A 19,827-nucleotide genomic window follows, 5' to 3' on the forward strand; every position below is an offset into this window, starting at 1 on the left:
CGCGTCTAGGCCCGGGCCAGGGCCAGCAGGCTGTCGGCCACTTCGCGCGGATATTCCAGCGGCGACAGGTGCCGGGCCCGGGGCAGGACCCGCAGCACCGAGCCGGCGATGGCGTCGGCCAGGGCCTGGGCCATCGCCACGGGCGTGGCGTAGTCCTCTTCGCCGACCAGGATCCGGGTGGGCGCCTGGATACCGTCCATGCCCGCGCGCAGGTCCATGTTGCCCAGCATGCGGCAGGTTTCCAGATAGGCCGGCACGTCGTTGGCGAGGAAGATCCGTTTGCTGTGTTCCACGACCTCGGGATGGTCGAGGCGGAAAGCGTCGGTGAACCAGCGCGTTTCCTGGAAGGCGATCAGGCTCGCCAGGCCTTCCTGCACGGCCTTCTGGCCTCGGCCCTCCCAGTCCGCCGGGGCGGTCGCGCCATACCAGGCGGTGGTGTCGAACAGTCCCAGGCCGGCCGTGCGGCCGGGGTGGCGGATGCCGAACGCCAGGGCGACGCAGCCGCCCATCGATGCGCCGCCCACCACCGCGCGTTCCCAGCCCAGAGCGTCGAGCACACCGGCCACGTCGTCGGCGAAGGTCTCGATGCGGTAGGGGCCGGCGGGCTTGTCCGACCGGCCGTGGCCGCGCGCGTCCACGGCCGCCACGGCGGCGTCCGGCCCCAGTTCGGCCACGACCGTGTCCCAGAAACTGTGGTCCATGGCCAGGGAGTGGATCAGGGCGAACCGGTGCTTCGCATCGGCCTTGCCGTGCAGGGCGTAGGCAATGCGGGCGCCGTCGGCGGAGGAGGAGTAGTGCAGTTGCATGTCGGGCATCTCGTTTACCGCTCGGGTTAGTCGACCTTGCCGATGCGCTGCACGGCCTGGATCTGTCCTTCGGCGTCTTCCTTCCAGAACCTGGTGAAATCCGCGGTGTTCAAATACTTGATGGGCAGGCCGGCCCCTTCTTCGATGACTTTCTGCACGCGGGCGTCGTCCACGGCGAACTTGACGGCTTCCCCGAGTTTTTCGAGCGCCGCGGGCGGGGTGCCGGCCGGGGCGAACAGTCCGCTCCATTGATAGAACTCGACGTTGTAGCCGAGCGATTTCAGGCTGGGCAGCTTGGGGAAGGCTTCGACGGGCTCGCTGCCCCAGTGGGCCAGCAGGCGCACCGCGCCGCTGTCCACGTGCTGCTTGACCGAGCCGGGCGAGACGGCCAGGGCCTGGATCTGCTTGCCCAGCAGCGCCATCATGGCCGGGCCGGCGCCGCCGTAGGGCACGTGCAGGGTCTTCATGCCGGCGGTATTCGCCAGCGAGGCCATGTACATGTGCAGCGTGCCGTAGACGCCCGACGAGCCGTAGGTGATCTGCTCCTTGCCGGCATAGGCGATGAATTCCTGCGCCGTTTTCCACGGACTGTCGCTGCGGACGGCGAGTACGGCGGGGTCGGCCGTGATGCGGGCGATGGGGGTGAGCTGGCTGACCTGATACATGGGCTGGCGGCCGATCAGCTTGTCGGCCGCGGGCATGCTGGAGATCGCCGGCAGCGACATCAGGATGGTGTAGCCGTCCGCCTTGGCGCGCGCGGCATGGGCAATGCCGACCGCGCCGCCGGAACCGACCTTGTTTTCCACGATCACGGGTTGGCCCAGCTTGCGCGCCATGGCTTCGGCCACGGGACGGGCGACCGCGTCGGTCACGCCGCCCGGCGCGAACGGCACGATCATGGTGATGGGGCGGGCCGGCCATTGCTGGGCCTGGGCGCCGCCCGCCGCAACGGTGGCGGCGACTGCCGCGGCGATGACGTATGGGTTCATGTTTGCTCCTTGTGTTCTTGCTTATTCGTCGAGAATGTGACCCCATTTCTGGCGGGTCGCGGCCTGCAGGGATTTGCTCGCCTCGGCCACCTCGGGGAAACGGGTCAGGTAGTCGTAGGGCCGGCATGCATCGATGACGGCCTTGGAGTTGAAGGGCGTGTCGGTGTCGAAGGTGACGAATAGCGGGTCGTTCCTGGATCCCATGCCGCGCCGCACGATGTCTATGTCGCGCTCCGGATCCGAGCGCGTGGCCACCGCCCACATCACTTCCTGCAGATTGGCCGGATCGATATCCTCGTCCACCACGACCGCCCAGCGCGACATATAGGCGCCCACGCCGCAATTGAGCAGCAGGTGGCCAGCCTGGCGCGCATGGCCCGGATAACGCTGCTTGATCGAGACCACGTTGAACATGCGCGCGCCACCGATCTCGTGCGCCCACACCGCCTGCACGTCGGGCACGCCCCCGGCCTGCAGGGCGTCCATCAGCAGCGCCGAACGCATCACCGCCTTGGAGTAGGAGTAGTCGTTGGGCGGCTTGGCCGGAGGGCTGCCCAGCAGGATGGGCTGGGAGCGGTAATAGATGCGTTCGATGGTGACCACGGGCGACACCCCCTGCTTGCCGGGGTAGTAGCCGTGGAATTCGCCGAACGGGCCTTCTTCCTTGAGATCTCCCGGGTGCGCCCAGCCTTCGATCACGATCTCGGCGGCGGACGGAAACGGCAGGCCGGTGACCTGGCCGCGCACGACCTCCACCGGTTGGCCCAGGATGGCGCCGATGTAGTTGTACTCGCACATGCCATAGGGCACTTCGATGCCGGAGATGGTGTAGCCCAGCGGGTCGCAGCCCAGCACGATGGCGACGGGAAAGGGCTTGCCGGCCGCCATGTGCTTGTCGTATTGGATGGCACCGTGCTTGCCGGGGATCATGTCCAGCCCGACGTGGTTGCGGTCGTGGATCATGACGCGATAGGTGCCGACGTTGACCCAGTCCGAGTCCAGGTCCCGGGTGACCACCATGCAGCCGGTGCCGATGTAGCGGCCGCCGTCTTTCTCGTGCCAGAGCGGGGCGGGGAAAGCGGCTACGTCCACGTCCTCGCCCGCGACCACGTGTTCGAGCACCGGACCGGAGTCGACTTCGACCGGATCGTAGTCGGCGGCCCGGCTCTTCCAGGTGCTGGGCCGTCCGCGCAGCTTGGCCACCAGATCCTGGTGGCCGTCGATCTCGCCGAGCCGCAGGATGTTGGCCAGCCGCACCGCGTTCGAGGTGGTGCAGGCCAGCACGCGGTGGCCGGCGGGATAGCCGGGAATGTCGTCGAACAGCAGTGCCTTGGGGTCGGCCTTCTTGACGTTGAGTTCGGCGATGGCGCCAAGCTCCAGGTTCCAGTCCGCGCCCGAGACCTGCTTGAGCTGCTTTCGGGCGTCGATGTCGGCAAGCCATTGCCGCAGGTCCAATCCGTTTGCCTTGGTGTACGTCGTCATTCAGTTTCCGTAGGTAAGTCGCCGCGCGAGGCGCGCGGGGTATTCAGGGTTCGATCCTGGCGCGCTCGATCACGCCGCGGACGTTCTTCAGGTCGAATTCGATACGTTGCTTGAATTCGGCGGGAGGCATGCCGCCCACGGTGGCGCCGTTGTCGGCGAAGCGCTGGATGACGTCGGCGGCGGCGAGGGTCTTGGCGACTTCACGGTGCAGGGTTTCGACGATGGCGTCGGGCGTGCCCTTGGGGGCGAACATGCCAACCCAGTTCGACGCATCCACGCGCGGTATGCCGGCGCCCTGGGCGGTCTTCCATTCGGGGTGGTCGGCCATGGTCTTGCGCGTCAGCAGGCCGATCACGTGGACGCGGCCGGTCTTGACGTGCGGCAGCACAGCGGGTACGGCCACCACGCCCAGCGGCACCTCGCCGCCGGCCACGGCCGCCATCGCCGGCGCGCCGCCCTTGTAGGGGACGTGCATGAGCTTGACACCGGCTTCCAGCGCGAGCCATTCGCCGCCCAGGTGGTTGTAGCTGCCGGCGCCCGGCGACGAGAACGCGAGCGCATCGGGCCTGGCCTTGGCGGCCTTGATCACGTCGTCGAAGGTCCTGTAGGGCGTGGCGGCGTTGGCCACGAGCAGCAGCGGCGTATCGCTGACCAGGGTGATGGGCTTGAAGTCGCGTTCAAGCTCATAGGGAACATGTTTGAACAGCGCCGGGTTGACCGAAAACTCGCCGGTGTGCGCCATCAGCAGCGTGTAGCCGTCGGCGGGGGCCTGCGCCACGTTGGTGACGGCGATGAAGCCATTGCCGCCAGGCTTGTTCTCCACGATGACGTTCCAGCCCAGGCGCTCGGTCATCTTCTGTGCCAGCAGGCGGGCCGTCACGTCGACCACGCCGCCGGCGGCAAAGGGCACCACCATGCGTATCGGACGATTCGGATAATCCTGTGCGTAGGTTGCGCCCGAGAGGGCGATGAGCAAGGTGCCCGCCAGCGTTTTCGCTGTTTTCATTGTGTCTCCCTGTGCCGGATCATTTGGGTCCGGTTTGTCCAAGTCCGGCGCATTGTGCCGACGGGGGGAGGGCTCGCCAAATGAAATGTTCTTATGGCGCACATGAGGATTTTTATTGGCCGTGAGGCGGGAGTCCCGCATGTCATCGGGGCGTCATTGATGTAACGGTGCTAAAGAGCCGTCCGGTCCGGGCCGATAAACCGGATGACGCGCAACGGCGGGGTTCTTCGGAACCCCGCCGTTGCCGTTTGTGGCCTAGGGTTTTCATAAGGACGTCATGAAAATACGCAGCAAATTGTTCGCCTTGGGGACCGCCGGCATCGTGGCGCTGGCGGTGGTGGCCGGTTGTGCGGTGGCCGGGCTGTTGCGCCTGAGCGCGGCGGTCGACGATTACGCGCAGCGGCGGGTGCCGGCGCTGGTGGCGTTGGGCGCGCTCAGGGAAGGGCAGGTGCAGATCGCGCGCCACAGCCTCGAGCCACTCCAGTGGGCCGATGAATACTCTATCGAGGCCCGTAACGAGTGGGAGCGCATGTTGCAGTCGAAGGGGCGCACGTGGGCCGCGATGGAGGCAGCCCGGGCGGCCCTGTCCGATGTCCCGGCCACCGAGGGCGAGGCCGAGGCGCTGGGGACCTTCGACGAGGCCTTCCATGCTTGGGCAGAAAAGGAGAAACCGCTTACCGATCTGCTCAAGCAGTTGGTGGAGGCCGACAGCGAAGAACGCCAGCGCTTCCTGTTCCTGAAATACCTGGCGGCCTATTCGGCCCAGGAGTCCTATTACGTCAAGGCGCAGCAGGCCATGCAGGCGCTGGCCGAGGCCGGCGCGCAGGCCGCGGCCGAGCGGGCGGCGGAACTGCGCCAGGCCAGTCGCGGCCTGGCGGGCCTGATCGCGGGCGTGGGCGTGGCCGCCATCCTGCTGATGCTGGCCGGGGCCTGGCGCGCGGGACGGACCATCGTGGGCGCGATCGACGGAATGCGGTCGCGATTGGCGTCCATCGCCGACGACCTGGATTTCCGCCCCCGCGCCGACGTACGCGGCAATGACGAGGTGGCGGAAATGGCGCGCGCGCTGGACCGGCTGGTGGCGCGCATGCGCACGTCGCTGGCGACGGTGCAGGGATTGTCGGCGACCATGAACGCCGCCGGCGACGAAGTGTCCGCGGGCGCGGCCGACGTGGCGGGCGGCGCCGCCCGCCAGAATGACGCCGCGGGGCGCATGGCCGTGTCCATGCAGGCGGTGGCCGCCAGCATGACGCAGGTCGCGGAGTCGGTGGAAGAGGCGATCGGCCTGTCCCGCGATGCCTGCGGCCTGGCTCAGCGCGGCGGCGAACTGATCGGGACGGCGGGCGGCCAGATGGACGCGATCGCGGGCCGGATGGCCGCGGCGGCGCGGGCCCTGGATGCGCTGGGCCGCCACGGTGAATCGATTCGCCACGTGGCCCGGCTGATCTCCGACATCGCCGGACAGACCAAGCTTCTGTCCCTGAACGCGGCGATCGAGGCGGCGCGCGCGGGGGAGGACGGCAGGGGCTTCGCGGTCGTGGCCGAACAGGTCAGGACGCTGGCCGAGAAAAGCGCGGCTTCCAGCCTGCAGATCGGCCAGACCGTGGAGCGGATCGCCGACGAAACGACTGCCGCCGCCGAATTGATGCGGGAAGTGGTGGGCGCGGTCACGGTGGGACAGGCCAGCGCTGGCGAGGCGGGTCGTTTCATGGGTGAACTGCACGTCGGGTCGGAGCGGGCGGCGCGGGTGGTGGCCGCCATTGGACAGGCGCTGCGCGAGCAGTCCTCGCTGAACGACGGGGTCGCGCGCCACGTGGGAGATGTGGCGGGCATGGCCGGACACTACCGGGAAGCGGCGGGCGCCATGGCGGCCCAGGCTGCGAGCCTGCGGGAAACCGTGCGGACGGTCGACGAAACCGTCAATTCGTTCAGGGTCTCGTAAGCCTTGCCGGACGCGCTTTTTCCTGGGAAGGAAGGGTGGGGCGGCGTTTCAGTGGACTCAGGGTTTGCGCTATACTTTCGGCCGGACGGGCATGGGTATGAAACATGCATGTCCGACAGTTACCGCAGTTGCCGGTAAGACAGTTTTGGTTTTGCGCCGACACGCAGTGGCTTCACGACACAGCGGTAATGCAGCGGTCCGCGTAAAAACATACATCCTTGCATGTAAGCACACGCAGGTGTTCTAGAATGGCGCCGGCCCCGGACGGGGCGGCAACGGGCGGCATTCCGGCATGCCCGCCGCAAGGAAGTCTGGTCCGCATCCTGCCGATTTTGCAAATGACGTCCCGGGCACTTTTCATGTCCGTGGCGTGACTCGAACAGGTTACCTGATGAATATCGAGAGTTACCTTCCTGTCCTGCTGTTCATCATCGTGGGCAGCGTCATCGGTTTCGCGCTGATGTTCCTGGGCTCCGTGATCGGCCCGAACCGGCCGGACAGCGAAAAGCTCTCTCCGTACGAGTGCGGTTTCGAGGCCTTCGAGGACGCGCGCATGAAGTTCGACGTGCGCTACTACCTCGTCGCCATCCTCTTCATCCTGTTCGACCTCGAGATCGCATTTCTGTTTCCGTGGGCCATGGCCAACGAGCAGGTGGGCCTGCTGGGTTTCGGGACCGTGGCGGTATTTCTGGCCGTTCTCGTGATCGGCTTCATCTACGAATGGAAAAAGGGCGCGCTGGACTGGGAGTGATCCCAGCTGCACGCCGAAGGACATCGGGTCTCATTCATGGCTATCGACGGAATTCTCAACGAAGGCTTCATCACCACGACCGCGGACAAGGTCATCAACTGGGCGAAGACGGGGTCGCTGTGGCCCATGACCTTCGGCCTGGCCTGTTGCGCGGTCGAAATGATGCACGCGGGCGCGGCCCGCTACGACCTCGACCGTTTCGGCATCATCTTCCGGCCCAGCCCGCGCCAGTCCGACCTGATGATCGTGGCCGGCACCCTGTGCAACAAGATGGCGCCGGCCCTGCGCAAGGTCTACGACCAGATGCCGGAGCCGCGCTGGGTGGTCTCCATGGGCTCGTGCGCCAACGGCGGCGGGTACTATCACTATTCCTATTCGGTGGTGCGCGGCTGCGATCGCATCGTGCCGGTCGACGTCTACGTCCCGGGTTGCCCCCCCACCGCCGAAGCACTGGTGTACGGCTTGCTGCAGTTGCAGAACAAGATCCGCCGCACCAATACCATCGCGCGTTGACGTCGATGACGGTGTGCGTACTTCCCATTTCCACCTTCCCGCCCGGACCGGCCCAGGCCCGTCCGGCGTCGTCTTTTGATCCGAGCGCTCATGACCAAGCTTGAAACCCTGCGCCAGAATCTGCTTAGCGCCTTGGGCGAAGATATCCGCCTGACACTCGCACTGGGCGAGCTGACGCTCGAGGTGCCGGTGGACCGGTACGTGGAAGTGTGCCGGACGCTGCGCGACGATGCCGGGCTGGGGTTCGAGAGCTGCATCGACCTGTGCGGCGTCGACTACTCCACCTATGGCAACGAAGTGCGCGAAACCGGGCGCTTCGCCGTGGTGCTGCACCTGCTCTCGATCGCCCACAACTGGCGCCTGCGCGTGCGTACCTGCGCGGCCGACGATGACCTGCCGGTCGTGCCGTCCCTGGTGGACGTCTGGCCCGGCGTCAACTGGTACGAGCGCGAGGCCTTCGACTTCTACGGCGTGCTGTTCGAGGGACACCCCGACCTGCGCCGCATCCTGACCGACTACGGCTTCATCGGCCATCCCTTCCGCAAGGACTTCCCGCTGTCGGGCACCGTCGAGATGCGTTTCGACCCCGAGCAGAAGCGGGTCATCTACCAGCCCGTCACCATCGAACCGCGCGAGGTCACCCCGCGCGTCATTCGTGAAGATGGCTACGGAGCAGGGCGCTAATCATGGCAGAGATCAAGAACTACACCCTCAACTTCGGTCCGCAACACCCGGCCGCGCACGGCGTGCTGCGCCTGGTGCTGGAGCTGGACGGCGAAGTCATCCAGCGCGCAGATCCCCATATCGGGTTGCTGCACCGGGCCACCGAAAAGCTGGCCGAGCACAAGACCTTCCTGCAGGCCTTGCCCTACATGGACCGTCTCGATTACGTGTCCATGATGTGCAACGAGCACGCCTACGTCATGGCGATCGAAAAGATGATGGGCGTGGAAGTGCCGCTGCGGGCGCAGTACATCCGCGTGCTGTTCGACGAGATCACCCGTGTCCTGAACCACCTGATGTCGCTCGGCTCGCACGCCCTGGACGTGGGCGCGATGGCGGTGTTCCTGTACGCCTTCCGCGAGCGCGAGGACCTGATGGACTGCTACGAAGCGGTCTCGGGCGCCCGCATGCACGCGGCCTACTACCGCCCGGGCGGCGTCTACCGCGACCTGCCCGAGCGCATGCCGCAGTACCGCCCCAGCAAGCTGCGCAGCGACAAGGAAATGAAGGCCCTGAACGATGACCGCTCGGGCTCGCTGCTCGACTTCATCGAGTCCTTCACCAATCGCTTTCCCGGCTATATCGACGAATACGAGACCCTGCTGACCGACAACCGGATCTGGAAGCAGCGCCTGGTCGACGTCGGCATCGTCAGCCCCGAGCGGGCCAAGGCGCTGGGCTTCACCGGCCCCATGCTGCGCGGTTCGGGCATCGCGTGGGATCTGCGCAAGATGCAGCCCTACGAGGTCTACGACCTGGTCGAGTTCGACGTGCCGGTGGGCACGAACGGCGATTGCTACGACCGCTACCTCGTCCGCATCGAGGAAATGCGCCAGAGCAACCGCATCATCAAGCAGTGCGTGGAATGGCTGCGCAACAATCCCGGCCCCGTCATGACGAGCAACCACAAGGTCGCTCCGCCCAGCCGCGCCGAGATGAAGACCAGCATGGAAGAGCTGATCCACCATTTCAAGCTCTTCACCGAAGGTTTCCACGTGCCTCCGGGCGAGGCCTATGCCGCGGTCGAGCATCCCAAGGGCGAGTTCGGCATCTACCTCGTGTCCGATGGCGCGAACAAGCCGTACCGCCTGAAGATCCGCGCCCCGGGCTTTGCCCATTTGCAATCGCTGGACGAGATGGCGCGCGGTCACATGATCGCCGACGCCGTCACGATTATCGGCACGCAGGACATCGTGTTCGGCGAGATCGACCGCTGAACCCATGACCGCGTCCCAACCGGATACCACCATGCTGCTTTCCGAACAGGCCCTCAAGAAGATCGACCGCGAAGTCTCCAAGTACCCGGCCGAGCAGAAACAATCCGCCGTGATGGCGGCGCTGGCCATCGCGCAGGACGAGAAGGGCTGGCTGTCGCAAGAGGTGATGGAAGAAGTCGCGAACGTCCTCGGCATGCCTCCCATCGCCGTGCAGGAAGTCGCGACCTTCTACAACATGTACAACCTCAAGCCCATGGGGCAGTACAAGATCTCGGTCTGCACCAACCTGCCCTGTGCCCTGCGCGACGGCGAGAAGGCCGGGCACCACCTGAAGCAGAAGCTGGGTATCGATTATCGGGAAACGACCCCGGACGGCGTGTTCACGCTGATCGAGGGCGAATGCATGGGAGCCTGCGGCGACGCGCCCGTGCTGCTGGTGAACAACAAGCGTATGTGCATTCAGATGTCCGAGGCCAAGCTCGACGCGCTCGTCGATGAGTTGAAGGCCGAGGCGAATGCCGGAGGTGCAAAATGAGCGTGGCCGAACCGGTCATCAGCACGGCGTTCCACGACCGCCACATCGACCCGCAGATCATGGCGGGGCTGGACGGCAGCAACTGGCGCCTGAACGACTACGTCGCGCGCGGCGGCTACGAGGCCCTGCGCAAGATCCTGTCCACGGGCATGACGCCCGAACAGGTCATTGCCGAGGTCAAGTCCTCGGGGCTGCGCGGCCGTGGCGGCGCGGGCTTCCCGACCGGCCTGAAGTGGAGCTTCATGCCCCGTACCTTCCCGGGCCAGAAGTACCTGGTCTGCAATTCCGACGAAGGCGAGCCGGGCACGTTCAAGGATCGCGACATCCTGCGCTACAACCCGCACATCGTGATCGAGGGCATGGCCATCGCCGCCTACGCGATGGGCATCAGCGTGGGCTACAACTATATCCACGGCGAAATCTTCGAGGTGTACGAGCGTTTCGAGGAAGCGCTGGAAGAGGCGCGCGCCGCCGGTTTCCTGGGCAACAACATCCTCGGCTCGAACTTCAGCTTCCAGTTGCATGGCCACCACGGCTATGGCGCCTACATCTGCGGCGAGGAAACCGCGCTGCTCGAATCGCTGGAAGGCAAGAAAGGCCAGCCGCGATTCAAGCCGCCGTTCCCGGCCAGCTTCGGCCTGTATGGCAAGCCGACCACGATCAACAACACCGAGACCTTCGCCGCGGTGCCCTGGATCATCCGCCACGGCGGCGATGCCTACCTGCAGGTGGGCAAGCCCAACAACGGCGGCACCAAGCTGTACTCGGTCTCGGGCGACGTGGAATACCCCGGCAACTTCGAGGTGCCGATGGGTACGCCGTTCTCCCGGCTGCTGGAACTGGCTGGCGGGGTGCGGGGCGGCCGCAAGCTCAAGGCCGTGATTCCCGGCGGCTCCAGCGCTCCCGTGGTGCCGGGCCACGTCATGATGGACTGCACCATGGACTACGACTCGATCGCCAAGGCCGGGTCGATGCTGGGGTCGGGCGCGGTCATCGTGATGGACGAGACGCGCTGCATGGTGAAATCGCTGCTGCGCCTGTCGTATTTCTATTTCGAGGAAAGCTGCGGCCAGTGCACGCCGTGCCGCGAAGGCACGGGCTGGCTGTACCGTGTGGTCCACCGCATCGAGAGCGGCAAGGGCCGCCCGGAAGACCTGGACCTGCTCGACTCGGTGGCCGGCAACATCATGGGCCGCACGATCTGCGCGCTGGGCGATGCCGCGGCCATGCCGGTGCGGAGCTTCCTGAAGCACTATCGGGACGAGTTCATGTACCACATCGAGCACAAGCACTGCCTGGTGCCCGAGTACCTGTAGCCGCCGACCCGCGCGCAAGCAAGCATTTACCGAAACGCATACGCCCCGCCCGATGACGGGGCAAACGGAAATAAGATGGTTGAAATCACGATCGACGGCAAGACAGTGGAGGTGGCCGAGGGCAGCATGATCATGCATGCCGCCCAGAAGGTCGGCCTCTACGTGCCGCATTTCTGCTATCACAAGAAGCTGTCGATCGCGGCCAATTGCCGCATGTGTCTGGTCGACGTCGAGAAGGCTCCCAAGCCGCTGCCTGCCTGTGCCACGCCGGTCAGCAACGGCATGGTGGTCCATACGGCTTCCGAAAAGGCCATCAACGCCCAGAAGGGCGTGATGGAGTTCCTGCTGATCAACCACCCGCTGGATTGCCCCATCTGCGACCAGGGCGGCGAGTGCCAGCTCCAGGATCTGGCCGTGGGCTACGGCGGCTCGTCCTCGCGCTACAGCGAGGAAAAGCGCGTGGTGTTCCACAAGAACCTGGGCCCGCTGGTGTCGGCCGAGGAAATGGCCCGCTGCATCCAGTGCACCCGTTGCGTGCGCTTCGGCCAGGAAATCGCCGGCGTGATGGAACTGGGCATGATCAACCGCGGCGAGCATTCCGAGATCACCACCTTCGTGGGCCGCGCCGTCGAGTCCGAGCTGTCGGGCAACATGATCGATATCTGCCCGGTGGGCGCGCTCACGTCCAAGCCGTTCCGCTACAGCGCCCGCACCTGGGAACTGGCCCGCCGCAAGTCGGTCAGCCCGCATGACAGCATCGGCGCCAACCTCGTCGTCCAGGTCAAGAACGATCGCGTCATGCGCGTGGTGCCGTTCGAGAACGAAGAGGTCAACGAGTGCTGGATCAGCGATCGCGATCGTTTCGCCTATGAAGGCCTGAACAGCGAAGACCGCCTGGCCGTCCCGATGGTGCGCGGCACCGACGGACTATGGAAGGAAGTGGAGTGGGCCGAGGCGCTGGACGCCGTCGCGGCCGGGCTGCAAGGGGTCAAGAACAGCTATGGCGCCGGCCAGATCGGCGCGCTGGCGGCCCAGTACGCCACCACTGAGGAATTCGCGCTGCTGGCCCGCCTGGTGCGCGCCCTGGGTTCCGACAACATCGATTTCCGCCTGCGCCAGACCGACGCGGGCTTCGACGCCGCGCGCGGCGGCGCCCCGTGGCTGGGCATGGCCCTGGCCGAGATCGGCACGCTGGACCGCGTGCTGGTGGTCGGCTCGTTCCTGCGCAAGGACCATCCGCTGCTGGCCCAGCGCCTGCGCCAGGCCGCCAAGGCCGGCACGCAGGTCATCCTGGTCGACGTGGCGGCCGACGATCCGTTGATGCCCGTGGCCGAACGCGTCACGGTGGCCCCCGCGGCATTGCCGGCGGTGCTGGCCGAGATCGCTGTGGCGCTGGCCCAGGCCAAGGAAGCGGCCGTCGCGCCCGAACTGGCCGGCGTGCAGCCGGGCGAGGCGGCCCGCCGCATCGCCGCGCTGCTGGCCTCTGGCGAGAACACCGCCGTGCTGCTGGGCAACCTGGCGGCGCAGCACCCGCAGGCCTCGACGCTGGCGGCCAACGCGCAACTGATCGCGCAGGCCGCGGGCGCCCGCCTGGGCTTCACGACCGAGGGCGGCAACACGGTGGGCGGCTATCTGGCCGAGGCCGTGCCGCTGCGCGGCGGCAAGTCCGCGGTGCAGATGTTCGCCGAGCCGCTCAAGGCCCATATCGTGGTGCATGCCGAGCCGGCGCTGGACGCGGCCAACGGCGTGGCCGCCCTGCGCGCGCTGCGCGCCGCGCAGTTCAACGTCGCCCTGACCTCGTACCGCTCCGCCGCCGAGGACTGGGCCCACGTGATGCTGCCCATCGCGCCGTTCACCGAAACCTCGGGTACTTTCGTCAATGCCGAGGGCAGGGCGCAGAGCTTCAAGGGCACGGTCCGTCCGCTGGGCCAGACGCGCCCGGGCTGGAAGGTGCTGCGCGTGCTGGGCAATGCGCTGGAGCTGCCCGGCTTCGACGACGAGACCTCCGAATCCGTGCGCGACGCGGTGCTGGCCGGCGAGATCGCGCCGCGCCTGTCGAACGCCATCGGCGCCAGGCCGGGCGTGGGCGAGGCGGTCCAGGGCCTGCAGCGCGTGGCCGACGTGCCGCTGTTCTTCAGCGACGCCATCGCGCGCCGCGCCGGATCGCTGCAATCCACGCCGGCCGCCGATGAGCCCGAGGCCCGGGCCAGCGCCGCCACCGCGGCGAACCTGGGCCTGGCCGACGGCGACCGCGTGCGCGTGAAGTCGGCGACCGGCTCGGTCGAACTTTTTCTTTCCGTGGATGACACCGTGCCGGCCGGCGCCGTGCGCATCGCCGCCGCCCATGCCTCGACCTTCGCGCTCGGCGGCGCATTCGAACAACTTAGCGTGGAGCGTGCGTGATGCAGTGGATCGACGTCATTCAGGCTCATGGGACGGAGCTGATCGGCCCGGCAGCCTGGTCGGTGGTGTGGAACATCGTCAAGATCGTCTGCATCGCGTTGCCCATCATCCTGTGCGTGGCCTATCTCACGTACTGGGAGCGCAAGATGATCGGCTGGATGCACGTCCGCCTCGGCCCCAACCGCGTGGGTCCCAAGGGGCTGCTGCAGCCGTTCGCCGACGTGCTGAAGCTGCTGACCAAGGAAGTGATCGTTCCCAGCAACGCCAACAAGGTGCTCTACATCGTGGCGCCCGTCGTGGTGCTGATGCCGGCGCTGGCCGCCTGGGCGGTGATGCCGTTCGGCCCGGAAGTCGTGCTGGCCAACGTCAACGCCGGCCTGCTCTATGTCATGGCCATCACCTCGCTGGGTGTCTACGGCGTGATCATCGCCGGCTGGGCGTCGAACTCGAAATACGCCTTCCTGGGCGCGCTGCGCGCCTCGGCGCAGATGCTGTCCTACGAGCTGGCCATCGGCTTCGTGCTGGTGACGGTGCTGCTGGTGTCCGGCAGCCTGAACATGAGCGAGATCGTCCTGAAGCAGGCCGACGGACGTTTCGCCGGCATGGGCCTGACGTTCCTGTCGTGGAACTGGCTGCCGCTCTTGCCGCTGTTCGTGATCTACGTCATCTCGGCGGTGGCCGAGACCAACCGCCACCCGTTCGACGTGGTCGAGGGCGAGTCGGAGATCGTGGCCGGCCACATGGTGGAGTATTCGGGCATGACCTTCGCCCTGTTCTTCCTGGGCGAATACGCCAACATGATCCTGCTGTCCGCGCTGGCCTCGGTCATGTTCCTGGGCGGTTGGCTGCCTCCGGTCGACGTGGCGCCGCTCACCTGGGTGCCGGGCTGGATCTGGCTGGCGCTCAAGACGTTCTGCGTGGTTTCGATGTTCATCTGGTTCCGTGCGTCTTTCCCGCGCTACCGCTACGACCAGATCATGCGCCTGGGCTGGAAGGTCTTCATCCCGTTGACGCTGGCCTGGTTGCTGGTGGTGGCGGTCTGGATGCAGACGCCCTGGAACATCTGGAAGTAATGCCCGCCCTGTGCGAGCCCAAGAATAGGCAGGACTGAATCATGCAAGCGATCAAGGAATTCTTCGGCAGCCTGATGCTGACCGAACTCCTCAAGGGATTGCGCCTGACGGGGCGGTACATGTTCGCCCGCAAGATCACGGTGCAGTATCCCGAGGAAAAGACCCCGATGTCCCCGCGTTTCCGGGGCCTGCATGCCTTGCGCCGCTATCCCAACGGGGAAGAGCGCTGCATCGCCTGCAAGCTGTGCGAGGCGGTCTGTCCGGCGGTGGCGATCACGATCGAATCCGAGGTGCGCGAGGACGGCACGCGCCGCACCAACCGCTACGACATCGACCTGACCAAGTGCATCTTCTGCGGTTTCTGCGAGGAAAGCTGCCCGGTGGACTCCATCGTCGAGACGCATATCCACGAATACCACGGCGAACAGCGGGGCGACCTGTATTTCACCAAGGACATGCTGCTGGCGGTCGGCGACCGCTATGAAGCCGAGATTGCGCAGAACCGTGCGCAGGACGCGAAATACCGGTAACCGAAATCCACACCATGACCGCCATACTGTTCTATATATTCGCCGCGATCCTCGTCGTGGCCGCCTGCCGGGTCATCGTCGCGCGCAGCCCCGTTACCGCCGTCATGCACCTGGTGCTGTCGTTCTTCACCGCGTCCATGATCTGGATGCTGCTGAAGGCGGAGTTCCTCGCCATCCTGCTGGTGCTCGTGTATGTGGGCGCGGTGATGGTGCTGTTCCTGTTCGTCGTGATGATGCTGGACATCGACAGCGCCAAGCTGCGCCAGGGCTTCAAGAGCTACCTGCCGCTGGGCATCCTGGTGGGCGTCATCATGGTGGGGGAAATGGCTTTCGTGCTGGCCAATGCCTACTGGGACACCAGCGTGCCGCAGGCGCCGGCCGATTTCAACAACACGCGCGCCATCGGCGTGGCGATGTACACCGAGTACATCTACGCGGTCGAGATCGCCGCCGTGATCCTGCTGGTGGGCATGGTGGCCGCCATCGCGCTCACGCTGCGCCGCCGTTCCGACGTCAAGGTGACCCGGTCGTCCGAGCAGATCCGGGTGCGCCGCCAGGACCGCGTCCGCCTGGTATCGATTCCGTCGCAAACCGAAAATTCCCAGGAAGGCGGGAGCGCCCAGGCGCCTGCCGCCACTGAACCCAAGGGAAGCCAATCATGACCCTGACCCTAGGCCACTTCCTCGTGCTGGGCGCGATCCTGTTCGCGATCAGCATCGTCGGCATCTTCCTCAACCGCAAGAACATCATCGTGCTGCTGATGGCGATCGAACTGATGTTGCTGGCGGTGAACATGAATTTCATCGCTTTTTCCACCTGGATGGGCGATTTGAGCGGTCAGGTGTTCGTGTTCTTCATCATGACCGTGGCGGCCGCCGAAGCTGCCATCGGCCTGGCGATCCTGGTTGTATTGTTCCGCAACCTGAACACGATCAATGTTGATGAACTTGACCGGCTGAAGGGCTGACGGTCCGGGCTACGAGAAAATCAAGACATGTCGGTACCTAAGCTCTATCTCCTCATCGCTTTCGCCCCGCTGGTCGGGTCCGCCATCGCCGGCTTGTTCGGCACCGGCTTCCTCGGACGCTGGGTCGGCCGCGCCGGCGCGCACTGGGTCACGATCCTGGGCGTGCTGGTCTCGGCCATCGGCTCGGCGTTCGTGCTGCAGGACGTCCTGGCGGGCAACACCTTCAATGGCACGCTCTACACCTGGAGCGCGATCGGCGGCATCAAGCTGGAAATCGGCTTCATGATCGACACGCTGTCGGCCATGATGATGGTGGTGGTCACCTCGGTGTCGCTGATGGTGCACATCTACACCATCGGCTACATGAAGGACGATCCCGGCTACCAGCGGTTCTTCGCCTACATCTCGCTGTTCACCTTCTCGATGCTGATGCTGGTCATGGCCAACAACATGCTCCAGCTCTTCTTCGGGTGGGAAGCCGTGGGCCTGGTGTCCTACCTGCTGATCGGTTTCTGGTATACCCGTCCCACCGCGATCTTCGCCAACATGAAGGCCTTCCTGGTCAACCGGGTAGGGGACTTCGGCTTCGTGCTGGGCATCGGCCTTCTGTTCGCCTACGCCGGCTCGCTGAACTACACCGAGGTGTTCTCGCAGTCGGACAAGCTGGCGGGCATGACCTTCCCGGGTACCGACTGGATGCTGCTGAGCGTGGCCTGCATCGCGCTGTTCGTGGGCGCCATGGGCAAGTCGGCGCAGTTTCCGCTGCACGTCTGGCTGCCCGACTCGATGGAAGGCCCGACCCCGATCTCCGCGCTGATCCACGCCGCCACCATGGTGACGGCGGGCATCTTCATGGTGGCACGCTTCTCGCCGCTGTTCGAGCTGTCTCCCACCGCGCTGTCGTTCATCATCGTCATCGGCGCGATCACCGCGCTGTTCATGGGTTTCCTGGGCATCATCCAGAACGACATCAAGCGCGTGGTGGCCTATTCGACGCTGTCGCAGCTGGGCTACATGACCGTGGCGCTGGGTGCTTCGGCCTACTCGGTGGCGATCTTCCACCTGATGACGCATGCCTTCTTCAAGGCGCTGCTGTTCCTGGCGGCGGGTTCGGTCATCATCGGCATGCACCACGACCAGGACATCCGCAACATGGGCGGCCTGCGCAAGTACATGCCCATCACCTGGATCACCTTCCTGCTGGGTTCGCTGGCGCTGATCGGCACGCCGTTCTTCGCCGGGTTCTACTCGAAGGAAAACATCATCGAGGCCGCCAAGCTGTCCCACGTCTGGGGGTCGGGCTTCGCCTACTTCGCGGTGCTGGCCGGCGTGTTCGTGACGGCGTTCTACTCGTTCCGCCTGTACTTCCTGGTCTTCCACGGCAAGGAGCGCTTCGACACCTCGGGCGCGCACGGGCATGGACACGACGACCACGCGCACGACAGCCATGGCCATGACGACCACGGCCACGACGACCACCACCATGGCGGCGTGCCGCACGAGTCGCCCGCCGTGGTGACGGTGCCGCTGGTGCTGCTGGCCATCCCGTCGGTGGTGATCGGCGCGATCGCGGTCGGCCCCATGCTGTTCGGCGACTTCTTCAAGGGCGTGATCGCCAATTCGCCCGATCGTCCGGTCATGGAGCACCTGGCCGAGGACTTCCACGGCTGGGTGGCCTACGGGCTGCACGCCTTCAGCACCGTGCCGTTCTGGCTGATGCTGGCCGGCGTGGTCCTGGCGTGGTTCTTCTACATGGTCAAACCGGCCATTCCCGCCGCCATCAAGGCTCGCGCAGGCTGGCTGTACAACCTGCTCGACAACAAGTACTACATGGACAAGATCAACGAAGCCGTGTTCGCGCGCGGTGCCCGGGCGCTGGGCGGCGGCTTCTGGAAGGTGGGCGACAAGTCCCTGATCGACGGCCTCCTGGTCAACGGCAGCGCCCGTCTGGTGGGCTGGTTCGCCGGCGTGGTCCGCCACCTGCAGTCGGGCTACATCTATCACTACGCCTTCGCCATGATCATCGGCATCATGGCCATGGTGACCTTCTTCGTCCTGCTGAACAATTGATGGCAAGCGATATGGCTCAAACTTCTTTTCCGTGGCTCTCGCTTGCGATCTTCACCCCGATCGTCTTCGGCATCATGGTGCTGGCGGTGGGGCGAGACAGCAATCCCACCGTCGCCCGCGTGCTGGCGCTGATCGGCGCGATCACCGGCTTCCTGGTGACCCTGCCGCTGTACACCGGGTTCGACGCCTCGACGGCGCAAATGCAGTTCGTCGAGAAAGCCTCCTGGATCGCCGAGTACGGCGTGTCCTATTACCTGGGCGTGGACGGCATCTCGCTGTGGTTCGTCCTGCTGACGGCCTTCATCACCATCATCGTGGTGCTGGCCGGGTGGGAGGTCATCACCAGCCGCGTCGCCCAGTACATGGGCGCCTTCCTGATCCTGTCGGGCCTGATGATCGGCGTGTTCGCGGCGCTGGACGGCCTGCTGTTCTACGTGTTCTTCGAAGCCACGCTGATCCCGATGTACATCATCATCGGCGTCTGGGGCGGCCCCAACCGGGTCTACGCGGCGTTCAAGTTCTTCCTGTACACGCTGCTGGGCTCGCTGCTGACGCTGGTCGCCTTCATCTACCTGTGGCATTCGGCCGGCGGCACGTTCGACATCCTGGCCTGGCACAAGCTGCCGCTGGGCCAGACCGAGCAGATCCTGATCTTCCTGGCGTTCCTGATGGCTTTCGCCGTCAAGGTGCCGATGTGGCCGGTCCACACCTGGCTGCCCGATGCCCACGTCGAGGCGCCCACCGGCGGTTCGGTGGTGCTGGCCGCCATCATGCTGAAGCTTGGCGCCTACGGCTTCCTGCGGCTGTCGCTGCCCATCGTGCCCGATGCCGCGCATAGCCTGTCGGGCATGATGATCGCGCTGTCGCTGATCGCCGTCATCTACATCGGCCTGGTGGCGCTGGTGCAGGACGACATGAAGAAGCTGGTCGCGTATTCGTCCGTGGCGCACATGGGCTTCGTGACCCTGGGCTTCTTCATCTTCAACACCGCCGGCGTCGAGGGTGCCATCGTGCAGATGGTTTCGCACGGCTTCGTGTCGGGGGCGATGTTCCTGTGCATAGGCGTGCTGTACGACCGTGTGCATTCGCGCCGCATCGCCGACTACGGCGGCGTGGTCAACACCATGCCCAGGTTCGCGACGTTCTTCGTGCTGTTCTCGATGGCCAACAGCGGCCTGCCGGCCACCAGCGGCTTCGTGGGCGAGTTCTTCGTCATCATGGGCTCGGTCGAGTACAACTTCTGGATCGGCCTGCTGGCCGCCATCGCGCTGATCCTGGGCGCCGCGTACTCGCTGTGGATGGTCAAGCGCGTCGTGTTCGGAGACATCACCCACCAGCACGTGCGCGAGCTGAACGATGTCAACGCCCGCGAGTTCTTCATCCTGGGCGTGATGGCCATCGCCGTGCTGTACATGGGCGTCCATCCCGCGCCCTTCACCGACGTGATGCACGTCTCGGTCGACGCGCTGCTCAAGCACGTCGCCATTTCGAAACTGTAGGACGC

The 19,827-nt window shown here is 65.6% G+C and carries 18 protein-coding genes; 14 read left to right on the forward strand and 4 right to left on the reverse strand.

From position 1 onward, the window contains the following. Positions 1-5 precede the first annotated feature (5 nt). Genes AC1Q6E_RS27390 through AC1Q6E_RS27405 form a run of 4 tightly spaced genes read right to left on the reverse strand, consistent with a single transcriptional unit; the run spans position 6 to position 4,283 of the window. Positions 6-806: an alpha/beta fold hydrolase gene (locus AC1Q6E_RS27390; RefSeq protein ID WP_296560275.1), complete on the reverse strand. Its 801-nt coding sequence runs from the start codon at positions 804-806 to the stop codon at positions 6-8. Positions 807-832: 26 nt separating this feature from the next. After that, positions 833-1,795 carry a tripartite tricarboxylate transporter substrate binding protein gene (locus AC1Q6E_RS27395; RefSeq protein ID WP_152794942.1) on the reverse strand — a complete coding sequence of 321 codons (963 nt, stop codon included), beginning with the start codon at positions 1,793-1,795 and terminating at the stop codon, positions 833-835. A gap of 21 nt (positions 1,796-1,816) precedes the next feature. Further along, the gene (locus AC1Q6E_RS27400; RefSeq protein WP_296560279.1) at positions 1,817-3,277 is read right to left on the reverse strand and encodes a UbiD family decarboxylase; all 1,461 of its coding nucleotides are present in this window, start codon (positions 3,275-3,277) and stop codon (positions 1,817-1,819) included. Between the two features lie 43 nt (positions 3,278-3,320). After that, positions 3,321-4,283 carry a Bug family tripartite tricarboxylate transporter substrate binding protein gene (locus AC1Q6E_RS27405; RefSeq protein ID WP_296560280.1) on the reverse strand — a complete coding sequence of 321 codons (963 nt, stop codon included), beginning with the start codon at positions 4,281-4,283 and terminating at the stop codon, positions 3,321-3,323. A gap of 277 nt (positions 4,284-4,560) precedes the next feature. Here AC1Q6E_RS27405 and AC1Q6E_RS27410 point away from each other — a divergent pair, with 277 nt between their 5' ends. The 14 genes from AC1Q6E_RS27410 to AC1Q6E_RS27475 all read left to right on the forward strand — a co-directional run bounded on the left by AC1Q6E_RS27410 (position 4,561) and on the right by AC1Q6E_RS27475 (position 19,822). Next, positions 4,561-6,225, forward strand: a complete 1,665-nt coding sequence (locus AC1Q6E_RS27410) for a methyl-accepting chemotaxis protein (protein ID WP_152794947.1) — start codon at positions 4,561-4,563, stop codon at positions 6,223-6,225. Positions 6,226-6,616: 391 nt separating this feature from the next. After that, entirely contained in the window at positions 6,617-6,976 is a 360-nt protein-coding gene (locus tag AC1Q6E_RS27415; RefSeq protein WP_087839409.1) for an NADH-quinone oxidoreductase subunit A, read from the forward strand. A 36-nt stretch (positions 6,977-7,012) separates the two neighbouring features. Continuing rightward, positions 7,013-7,489, forward strand: coding sequence for a NuoB/complex I 20 kDa subunit family protein (locus AC1Q6E_RS27420; RefSeq protein WP_087779235.1), 477 nt, complete (start codon positions 7,013-7,015; stop codon positions 7,487-7,489). A gap of 90 nt (positions 7,490-7,579) precedes the next feature. After that, entirely contained in the window at positions 7,580-8,173 is a 594-nt protein-coding gene (locus AC1Q6E_RS27425; protein ID WP_152794949.1) for an NADH-quinone oxidoreductase subunit C, read from the forward strand. A gap of 2 nt (positions 8,174-8,175) precedes the next feature. Then, a complete protein-coding gene (locus AC1Q6E_RS27430; protein ID WP_296560282.1) occupies positions 8,176-9,429 on the forward strand; it encodes an NADH-quinone oxidoreductase subunit D in 1,254 nt (417 codons plus the stop codon). A 31-nt stretch (positions 9,430-9,460) separates the two neighbouring features. After that, positions 9,461-9,964, forward strand: a complete 504-nt coding sequence (gene nuoE / locus AC1Q6E_RS27435; RefSeq protein ID WP_152794953.1) for an NADH-quinone oxidoreductase subunit NuoE — start codon at positions 9,461-9,463, stop codon at positions 9,962-9,964. Next, entirely contained in the window at positions 9,961-11,280 is a 1,320-nt protein-coding gene (gene nuoF, locus AC1Q6E_RS27440; RefSeq protein ID WP_152794955.1) for an NADH-quinone oxidoreductase subunit NuoF, read from the forward strand. The genes nuoE and nuoF overlap by 4 nt, the downstream gene beginning before the upstream one ends. A 75-nt stretch (positions 11,281-11,355) precedes the next feature. Further along, positions 11,356-13,683 (forward strand): NADH-quinone oxidoreductase subunit NuoG, encoded by a 2,328-nt coding sequence (nuoG, locus tag AC1Q6E_RS27445; protein ID WP_152794957.1) that lies wholly within the window; start codon positions 11,356-11,358, stop codon positions 13,681-13,683. Beyond that, positions 13,683-14,756 carry an NADH-quinone oxidoreductase subunit NuoH gene (gene nuoH, locus AC1Q6E_RS27450; RefSeq protein ID WP_152794959.1) on the forward strand — a complete coding sequence of 358 codons (1,074 nt, stop codon included), beginning with the start codon at positions 13,683-13,685 and terminating at the stop codon, positions 14,754-14,756. The genes nuoG and nuoH overlap by 1 nt, the downstream gene beginning before the upstream one ends. A 41-nt stretch (positions 14,757-14,797) precedes the next feature. Further along, positions 14,798-15,286, forward strand: coding sequence for an NADH-quinone oxidoreductase subunit NuoI (gene nuoI, locus AC1Q6E_RS27455; RefSeq protein WP_152794962.1), 489 nt, complete (start codon positions 14,798-14,800; stop codon positions 15,284-15,286). Between the two features lie 14 nt (positions 15,287-15,300). Further along, the gene (locus AC1Q6E_RS27460) at positions 15,301-15,948 is read left to right on the forward strand and encodes an NADH-quinone oxidoreductase subunit J (RefSeq protein ID WP_152794964.1); all 648 of its coding nucleotides are present in this window, start codon (positions 15,301-15,303) and stop codon (positions 15,946-15,948) included. Further along, positions 15,945-16,253 (forward strand): NADH-quinone oxidoreductase subunit NuoK, encoded by a 309-nt coding sequence (gene nuoK / locus AC1Q6E_RS27465; RefSeq protein WP_152794966.1) that lies wholly within the window; start codon positions 15,945-15,947, stop codon positions 16,251-16,253. The genes AC1Q6E_RS27460 and nuoK overlap by 4 nt, the downstream gene beginning before the upstream one ends. Before the next feature lie 27 nt (positions 16,254-16,280). Beyond that, a complete protein-coding gene (gene nuoL, locus AC1Q6E_RS27470; protein ID WP_492573918.1) occupies positions 16,281-18,323 on the forward strand; it encodes an NADH-quinone oxidoreductase subunit L in 2,043 nt (680 codons plus the stop codon). 11 nt (positions 18,324-18,334) lie between these two features. Continuing rightward, the gene (locus AC1Q6E_RS27475; RefSeq protein ID WP_296557451.1) at positions 18,335-19,822 is read left to right on the forward strand and encodes an NADH-quinone oxidoreductase subunit M; all 1,488 of its coding nucleotides are present in this window, start codon (positions 18,335-18,337) and stop codon (positions 19,820-19,822) included. Positions 19,823-19,827 lie beyond the last annotated feature (5 nt).

The sequence above is a fragment of the Pigmentiphaga sp. MLSB6-MA01 genome (assembly GCF_058793475.1).